A 9,058-nucleotide genomic window follows, 5' to 3' on the forward strand; every position below is an offset into this window, starting at 1 on the left:
TGCAGGCGCGCAGGGCGTCGGCTTCAGTACCCGATGCCCTGTGTCGCTCCTATTGCAGCACGTTTTGCAGGGTTGCCTGCGGTCCCATCATGACGACACGCATGCTGTCGAGGCGCAGCCGTGCTTCACGGATGGCGGTGTCGACGCGTTCCATGCGCTCCTGCAGCAACTGAATTTCCTCATCGCGCACGTGGTCGTTGAGTTTTTTGAGATCGGCCAGACGCCGCAACTCGTAGCCAAGCGTGGTCGATGCATTTTCGGCAGCCTGGTTGGCAATGCGATCCGAGCGGCGCTGTGCGTAGCGGTTGGCTCCGGAGATGAGATTTTTGAGGATGTCGAAGTTGAACATCGGCTGCTCCAGAAAGCGGTGAATGTTGCCATCGAGCGACTCGGTAGCGATCTGTTCGGCAGGAATATCCTCCGTGCGATTGCGTCCGCGCACATCGACCACAATGCGAACCGGGGTGGGTGAGAGAAACTGTTCGACCTGCCATCGGCTTTCCGTGATCGGTTCGATCACAAAGATGCACTCGAGCAGCAGATTGGTGTCTTCGCTCGGCATCACGCTGAATGCGCTCGAACCCGCAGGGGACGAGAGCAGTGCCTCGATGGCATCGCGAAAGATCGGGTGGTCCTCGGTGATGAAGGTCATGTCTTCCCGGCTGACGGCCCGGTTGCGGTCAAGGCTGGCAAGGGTTCCTTCGGGTGGCAGGCTCGGAAAGGCTTCGAGATAGGCGTGGGAGGGATCCAGGTGAAAGGCATCACCCTCCAGCTCGGTGACCTGAATGCCGTAGTGCTCCATGAGATCGAAGAGCAGCGTGCGTGCTTCGGAATCCTGCTCCCGCTCCCGTATCTCCTGGATGAGCCTTGCTGCCGCATCGGGATTGTAGGAATTCAGTTCGAGCAGTCGGTCCCGACCGTCGTGCAGCTGTTTGTCGAGTTCCGCGCGAAAGCTTCGCGCTTCGTCCAGCAGTTCTTCAAAGCTGGGTTTTACCGCTTTCTTGCGTTTGTCGGGCACCGCGAGTGCAAATCCCAACAGACTCTGCTCAAAGCGCTCCACATAGGCCTCACTGCCCTTGAGTGAGCATTCAAACGCATTCAATCCTTCATGGTACCAGCGCGCCATGATTTCCATCGCACTGCCGATGACGTAGGGCACATGGATCTGGATGGAGGTTCGCTGACCGATGCGGTCCAGACGTCCGATGCGCTGTTCGAGCAAGCCCGGGTCGAGCGGCAGGTCAAAGAGCACGAGGTCATGGGCAAACTGAAAGTTGCGCCCTTCACTTCCAATTTCCGAGCAGACCAGCAGCTGAACCCCGTCGGGTTCGGCAAAGGTGGCGGCGTTGCGATCCCGCTGCACCAGTGACAGTTCCTCGTGAAACATGGCAAAGGAAACGGCAGTTTCGTGCAGGGCTTTCTGAATGGCCTTCGCCTTGCGAAGGGAGCGACAGATCAGCAGAACCTTGCGTTCGGTGTCCGACTTGAGAAAGCCGACCAGCCACTCGATGCGGGGGTCCTTCGAAAAGTCGTAGCGAATGTCCGTTTCCTCCTTGCCCGCCATGGACTGTACTTCCTTGCGCAGGTGCGCGTGCAGCAAGCTGCCTTCCGGAGCGGGCAGGGGGATGGCATGGTAGCATCGCTCGGGAAATCCCTGGATGTGGTCGCGCGTATTGCGGAAGACGACGCGCCCGGTGCCATACTCATCGAGCAGCGTGCGCAGAAGGGCCGTTTCCGCGCCTTTTTGACCCTTTTGCATGCCTTCCATCAATGTTTCCAGCCGGTCAGGATTTCGGGAAAAGAGCGATTCGAGCAAGTTCTGGTCCTTTTTGCGCAGGGGCTTTCCATCCAGCACGCGCGCTGCGATTTCCGCGATGTTTGCGTAGTGGTCGGCTTCGCTGACAAATCGCGCGTAGTCGTCGAAGCGGTCGGGATCGAGCAGGCGCAGGCGGGCGAAGTGCCCGGTCATGCCCAGCTGGGTGGGCGTAGCGGTGAGCAACAGCAGTCCCTGTGTTGCCCGGGCGAGCGCTTCGGCCACCTGATACTCGCGACTGGCCTGCTGTTCGGACCACTCCAGGTGGTGCGCTTCGTCGATGACCACCATGTCCCATCCGGCTTCGGCAGCCTGTTCCGCACGTACTTCGGAGTCCGCCAGCAGATCGAGGCTGCACAGCACGAGGGATTCATCTCGAAACGGGTTTCCGTCGACATCTCCTTTTTCCAGTGCCCTGCATCGCTCCTCATCGTAGATCGCGAACCAGAAGTTGAAGCGTCGTAGCAGCTCAACAAACCATTGATTGACGAGTGCATCGGGCACGAGCACCAGCACTCGCGATACTTTACCAGTTGTGAGCAGGCGCTGCAGGATAAGGCAGGCTTCGATGGTTTTCCCCATGCCCACTTCATCTGCAAGCAGTACGCGCGGGTTTTGGCGGGACGCGACTTCATTGAGGATCGATAGCTGGTGCGGAATCAGCTCCACACGTCCCCCCATCAATCCCCGCAGGTGGGAACTGCGATAGGCTGCATGCGAGCGAAGTGCCCGATAACGCAGATTGAACAGCGCGTTGGCATCCACCTGTGCCTTCATGAAGCGTTCCTGTGGCGCGCTGAAGTCACTCAGTCCCGTGATGGCATCCTCGCGGATGCGTTCTCCCTCGGCACTGACATAGGTGCACAATCCATCGGTTTCTTCGATGGAGGCGATGACCACCTGTTTGCCGTCAGCCTCTGCCACCCGTTCTCCTTCGTGAAAGCGGATGCGGCGCAGCGCTGGCGTATCCCGCGCATAGAGGCGCTGTTCGCCCACTGCAGGGTAATCCACCCAGATGCGATAGGTTTCAACTCTCACGACAATGCCGAGCCCCAGCTCAGGCTCGGGTTCGCTCATGCATCGTTGTCCGACGGTGTTCAGCTGCATGGAATGGAAAATGGGAAAAGGTTGAAGCACGCCGCTTGTGTTGGATGCAACAAAGCGGGTTTCGTTTGGGCAGGGTGGGTGGGGTTATCCGGAAAACTCGTCAAAGGCTTCCACAGCCTTCGTGGCGTAGGTCAGGGCCGGTCCGCCACCCATGAGGACTGCCACGCTCAGGGTTTCCTGAAAGGCTTCGCGCGTAGCTCCAGCGCGAAGCGCGGCGTCGGTGTGCATGGCGATGCAGCTCTCACAGCCCGTGACGATCGCGCAGGCCAGTGCCATCAGTTCTTTGGTGGCAACGTCGAGGGTACCCGCTTTCATGACCGTCTGGTGCAGTCCGTTGAAGCTGCGCGTGAGGTCCGCATTTTCGCGGTTGATCGCATTCATTCCCCGCAGGAAGTTGCGGTTTATTTGGGTGTATTTTTTAGATTCGTCCATAAAACTTTGGTGTTGGCGGTTCATTGCCAAGTCCAGGCCAACTATTGAAAAGGTTTCAACGCTTTTTCGAGTCTTTTTGATGGCATTTTGATTTCGAACTCCGTGGGTTACGCTCTGGTAACCGCCTGTCGCTTGGCTGAGCCGGTGCAACAAATTTCAAAAAAACTGAAACATTCCCTTGATTGCTGCCGTCTTTTGCGGGATCGATGTGATTGCGCTTCGTTTAGTCAGACACAACCCCCTCCCATCATGGATTCACCACTGCTTTCAATCCAACAACTCTGCAAACGCTATGGCGAACTTCGTGCGGTTGACGACGTATCGTTCGAGGTGCGAGCCGGAGAGATTTATGGCTTGCTGGGGCCGAATGGGGCTGGCAAGACCACCACCATATCGCTCAGTTGCGGTTTGCTCAAGCCCGATGTCGGCTCCGTTTCGGTTGAGGGTGTGTCGTTCTGGAGCGACCCGCATCGGGCGCGCTCCCGCATGGGCGTTGTGCCGCAGGATCTTGCGCTCTATGAGGAGTTGAGTGGTCGGGAGAACCTTGAGTTCTGGGGCCGCATTGCCGGACTCTCCATGGGGGATTCACGCTCGCGTGCCACCGAACTGCTCGAGGCACTGTCTCTTGCCGACAAGGCCCGGCAGGCCGTGAAAAAATACTCCGGTGGCATGAAGCGCCGCATCAATCTCGGCTGTGCCCTGATGCATCGTCCCCGTCTGATCCTGCTCGACGAGCCAACCGTCGGCATCGATCCCCAGGCTCGTGCCAATATTCTTGAGTTTATCAAAAAGCTCGTGGCCGAGGGGGTGGGCATCCTCTACACCACGCATTATCTGGAGGAGGCTGAGTCCCTCTGTGACCGCATCGGTATCATTGATCATGGTCGCATCCTTGCTGAGGGAACTTTGGATGAGCTGCGCACCCAGACCGGATTTGAGCAGCTCTTTGTCATTGAGGGGAACTTTGAAGGACTTGACCCCGAGCAGTGGTCCGGGTTTCTCGAGACTTTCAACCTCGTGCAGCAGAGCAAGCGGCAAATGGTTGTATCCACTCGCACACAGATGGATCCGGCTGCAGGCCTGAAACAACTGCTCACGCTACCCGTACAGCTGGAGAATGTGACGCTCAAACGCCCCAGTCTCAACGATACCTTCCTCAAATTGACGGGTCGCGATTTGCGGGAATAGGAAACCGGATGCCAGCCCTGAAATTTGCGCTATGAAATTGTTCATCACCCTCTTGTGGAAGGATTTGCGGCGCGTGCTGCGCAATCCGGTGCCGATTCTGATCCTTCTGGGCATCCCCGTAGCGATCACGTCGATGATCGGATTGGTTTTTGGCGGTTCGGGGTCAGGTCAGGATGCCATCGCACCGATTCGTCTGGGAATTGTGGATGAGGATGACTCTCTGTTTTCGCAGTTTCTGCGCGGAGCCGCAGGGCAGGATGAGTTTGCCGAGCGCATCCAGATCACTTTTCTTGAGAATGAAGCCAGCGGTGTCCGGCTCATTCAGGATGGCAAGCTCAGTGCAGTGCTGCGCATCCCGGAGGGCTTTACGGATGCATTTGTGCGTGGGGAAAATGGGATCAAGCTCTACCTCATCAAAAACCCCTCAGAGTGGATCTATCCCACACTCGCTCAGGAGGGAGCGGATGTGCTGGTCAGTATGCTCAACGCCCTGGTTCGAAACTTTCAAAAGGATTTGCAGGAGTTGCACGGGTTGATCGATTCGGAGCGCGAGTTTGATTTTTTCCGTGATGTACTCGCGGTGAGCACGTTGATCGAGCGGGCGCGGAATCGTCTCGACGCAGCGGAGGTCTATCTCAATCCACCGCTGGTTTCTTACGAGCGAGAGTCCAGTGAGGCCGATGTCCTTGAGGAAGGAGACGAATTGGAAGCCGAAGCGGCAGGGGAGTTTAATGCGTTCGCCTACATTCTCATCGGCACAACGGCCATGTTTCTGCTCATGATCGCAGACAACTGCATGCGCGATCTCTATCGGGAATACCGCAATCGCACCTTTGACCGCTACCGGACTTTTCGGGATGGCTTGTGGATTCTGCTTGCGGAAAAGTCGGTGTATACCGTGGTTGTCTTGCTGTTGGCTTCGCTCATCCTGCTTGGCGGCGGTAGTCTGATCTTTGGATTTTCCTGGAGCCACTTGGGGCCGACTCTGCTCCTGATTCTGTGCTACAGTCTGTTTGCTGCAGGATTCATGGGGTTCATCGCGGCACTGGCGGGCAAGGAGCGCCGGGCTGACATGTTCAACACCATGATTGTGATTTTTCTGGCAGCGGTCGGGGGTTCCATGTGGCCCGCTGAAAGTTTGCCACCCTTTCTAGGGAAATACATAACGCCATTGTCGCCCACCTACTGGTTTGGTGAAACCCTGCGCACCCTGCAAATGCAACCGGATGAGGCCAACTGGATCTTCCATACCGCGCTGTTGGGATTGTTGGCCATCGGAATGATCTCAGCCGCATCGTGGGTCTTTCGCTTTCGACTGGAGAAAGGAATCAAGGAATGAAAACCATTTTTACCCTGGGGCACCATGATTTGCGTGTATTCCTCAAAGATCGCACGGCGTTCGTCTGGTTACTCGTGATTCCGCTGGCGTTTGTCTACTTCATGAGCTTTGTAAGCCGTCCACCCGGCGACCCAAGGGATGCACAGCCCGCGATCTGGGTGGAGAATCTGGATGAAGGCTTTCTGGGCACAGTCTTTCTCGACATTCTCGGCGCTGAGGGTGTGAGACCCGTGAGCGGTGAGCAGGTGGAGGACGCGCGCCGTGGGCTGCGCATTCCGGCGAATTTCACCGAACAGGTCTTGCAGGAGCAACAGGTCAGGCTCGCATTTTTTGATATGAATGATTCCGGGTCAGGTCAGGATCTTCGGGCGGAGTTGGTGGAAGCCAACTTGATCCGTGCGGTCATCGCCATCAATGGATACCTGCTGGAGCATGCCACCAACACGGGAGGACGACCGCTCAGCGAGCGCGCCCTGCGTCGGCTGATGGAACTCGAAAACCCGGTCACACTCGATTCCAGCTTTGCAGGACGCAAACCCATGCCCGTGGGGTTCAGCATGTCACTGCCCGGAGTCATGGTGATGTATTTGCTCATGAACCTGTTGATTTTCGGGGGTGCCGGTGTTGCGTCAGAGCGACAGAGCGGCGTGTTGCGGCGTCTGAGCATTCAGCCTGTCAATGCATACCAACTGGTGTTTGGAAAGATCTACGGGCTGATGCTGTTGGGCTGCGTGCAGATCGTCGGATTCCTGGTTTTCGGTCAGTTTGTCTTTGGGGTGAATCTGGGTGACCAGCTGCCCGGCATTGTGCTGACGTTGCTGGTGTTTTCCTGGGTGGCATCCTCATTGGGATTGCTCATCGGGTTTCTGGTGAAGTCCGAGGATCGTGTGGTGGGCCTGGGAATCATGATTGCGCTGCCTTTGGCGGCATTGGGCGGGTGCTGGTGGCCGATGGAAATCGTGCCGGAAGGTGTTCGCACTATTGCCTATTTTACGCCGTCCGCATGGGCGATGCACAGTCTGCACCAGCTGATCAGTTTTGGGGGCGGCATCGAGACCATCGTGCGTCCACTGCTCGTGCTGGCAGCCTTTGGCCTCGGCGCCAACCTGCTCGCCGCCCGTTTTTTCCGGGTGTGAAGCGATCACGGGGCGGCGTGTCCTGTAGCCATGTTCGGGAGAACATGGACAATGCGGGTGGACGGGACGCGTTTTCGCACTGCAACGCGGGTCCGAATTCTTATCCCGACTTGTCGGGACTACGGAGGTGATCTTGTCCTGTAGCCATGTTCGGGAGAACATGGACAATGCGGGTGGACGGGACGCGTTTGCCACTGCAACGTGGGTCCGAATTCTTATCCCGACTTGTCGGGACTACGGAGGTGAGAATACGAAACAAGCAGGGGGGGTGTTGTTCCGCTGCATGGATTTCCGTTTATGTAGCGGGATTTGGGAAAATCCCGAAGCGTCGGAGTTGCCGAAAACCAACGTGTTCCACTTAGCGGATGAATTGCAGAAGCAAGGAGCCAGGAGCTAGCGCAGTGGCAAGTAGCAAGTAGCAAGGAGCAAGTCTAAGAGGGAAGGATAGGATGAAGGTAGCGGGAGCTTCCAGCTCGCGCCTTTATCACAACATCTCCTTTTGTGAGACTCACCTTGGCGAGTCTGCATGGGGCCGAATTTGAACCACTCCAGAGCGCAGCGGCATTCAAACCTGACTTGTAGGGTGCGAAGCAAATTTCAGGATACCACAGATCGTGAGCGAAGAACCTCATCCAATATCTGTGCCCATCTGTGGCATCTGTGGCATCGGTGGTTCTCACTTAGCGGATGGACCGCAGAAGCCAGGAGTAAGGAGCTAGCGCAGTGGCAAGGAGCAAGTAGCAAGGAGTAAGTCTAAGAGGGAAGGATAGGATGAAGGTAGCGGGAGCTTCCAGCTCGCGTCTTTATCACAACATCTCCTTTTGTGAGACTCACCTTGGCGAGTCTGCATGGGGCCGAATTTGAACCACTCCAGAACGCAGCGGCATTCAAACCTGACTTGTAGGGTGCGAAGCAAATTTCAGGATACCACAGATCGTGAGCGAAGAACCTCATCCAATATCTGTGCCCATCTGTGGCATCGGTGGTTCTCACTTAGCGGATGGACCGCAGGAGCCAGAAGCCAGGAGCCAGGAGCCAGAAGTAAGGAGTTAGAAGCCAGCAGTAAGATTCGCCATCAGGCATTAGGCATCTGTGGTTCGATCTTTTTTTCGCGAGCTGGAAGCTTCCGCTACGATTCGTGATTGGCGACTAGTGCAGTGGAATCCCATCCACAATCACCCGTTGAATTACCCTTGAAACAGAACAAAACTTGAGGTTCTAGCAAATTTCGATAATTTTTTTCTTACTATGAGCGGCGCGGAACTACTTTCACTAAAACAAAAACTGAACCAACTCAATGAATCGGAACGCAGGGAAGTTTCCGCTTACCTCATTCGTTTGGGTCAGGAAGGGGAATCATGGAAGCTTGAAACCGCTCAACGCTTGGATCAAATGCAAAGCGATACTTCAATGCGCCAATCATCCGAGTCTCTGCGTTCGATCCTGAATGGAGAATAATCCCCACTTCACGGCTTCTTTCTCGAGGGAAGCGGTAGGATTCCTGTTTTCTCTAGGCAAACGAAATCAGAACCGGGTTTTGGACATTGCTGACCGAATCGCGGAATGGCCCGAAGGAATTTCAGATCTCGTGCTTACAGATGCCAAGGGACGGAGCGTTCACAGCGTGTTAGTGGATGAGTTTCTGTTTTCCTACTACGTTGACCATGCCATCAAAGAAATCCTCATCACCGAAGTTGTGCAGGTGTAGCAAACGACTTCCTTCCCGTCTACCTCAGGTGGATGGACCGCAGGAGCCAGGAGCAAGGAGTAAGGAGCTAGCGCAGTAGCAAGGAGTCAGTAGTAAGTAGCAAGTAGCCAGGAGCAAGTCTAAGAGGGAAGGACAGGATGAAGGTAGCGGGAGCTTCCAGCTCGCGAAAAAGAAATAAAACCCCCTTCAGAGCACAGCGAACTCGACCCTCCTCCTACACATCCCCTCACCTCCGTAGTCCCGACAAGTCGGGATAAGAATTCGGATCCACGTTGGAGTTCAAAAACAACACAACGCACCGAAGCCCCCACCACCTTCAGCTTGTTCTTCTCTCT

6 protein-coding genes are annotated in these 9,058 nt (G+C 56.0%); 4 read left to right on the top strand and 2 right to left on the bottom strand.

Features of this window, described 5'->3' with window-relative positions; all coding sequences use genetic code 11:
- Positions 1–49 precede the first annotated feature (49 nt).
- Complete coding sequence (gene rapA / locus ABQ298_02785; protein MEQ9823289.1) at positions 50–2,920, bottom strand: RNA polymerase-associated protein RapA; 2,871 nt, start codon at positions 2,918–2,920, stop codon at positions 50–52.
- 84 nt (positions 2,921–3,004) lie between these two features.
- On the bottom strand, positions 3,005–3,352 hold the full coding sequence (locus ABQ298_02790; protein MEQ9823290.1) for a carboxymuconolactone decarboxylase family protein: 348 nt from the start codon (positions 3,350–3,352) through the stop codon (positions 3,005–3,007).
- Positions 3,353–3,601: 249 nt separating this feature from the next.
- Between ABQ298_02790 and ABQ298_02795 the strand changes: the two genes are divergently transcribed.
- The 4 genes from ABQ298_02795 (at position 3,602) to ABQ298_02810 (ending at position 8,723) form a co-directional block, all read left to right on the top strand.
- The gene (locus ABQ298_02795; protein ID MEQ9823291.1) at positions 3,602–4,540 is read left to right on the top strand and encodes an ABC transporter ATP-binding protein; all 939 of its coding nucleotides are present in this window, start codon (positions 3,602–3,604) and stop codon (positions 4,538–4,540) included.
- Positions 4,541–4,571: 31 nt separating this feature from the next.
- Positions 4,572–5,879, top strand: coding sequence for an ABC transporter permease (locus ABQ298_02800; protein ID MEQ9823292.1), 1,308 nt, complete (start codon positions 4,572–4,574; stop codon positions 5,877–5,879).
- Positions 5,876–7,015, top strand: coding sequence for an ABC transporter permease (locus ABQ298_02805; GenBank protein MEQ9823293.1), 1,140 nt, complete (start codon positions 5,876–5,878; stop codon positions 7,013–7,015). The genes ABQ298_02800 and ABQ298_02805 overlap by 4 nt, the downstream gene beginning before the upstream one ends.
- 1,447 nt (positions 7,016–8,462) lie before the next feature.
- Positions 8,463–8,723, top strand: coding sequence for a hypothetical protein (locus ABQ298_02810; protein MEQ9823294.1), 261 nt, complete (start codon positions 8,463–8,465; stop codon positions 8,721–8,723).
- Positions 8,724–9,058: the final 335 nt, after the last annotated feature.

It is taken from the genome of Puniceicoccaceae bacterium, from assembly GCA_040224245.1.
Lineage (GTDB): Bacteria > Verrucomicrobiota > Verrucomicrobiia > Opitutales > JAFGAQ01 > JAKSBQ01.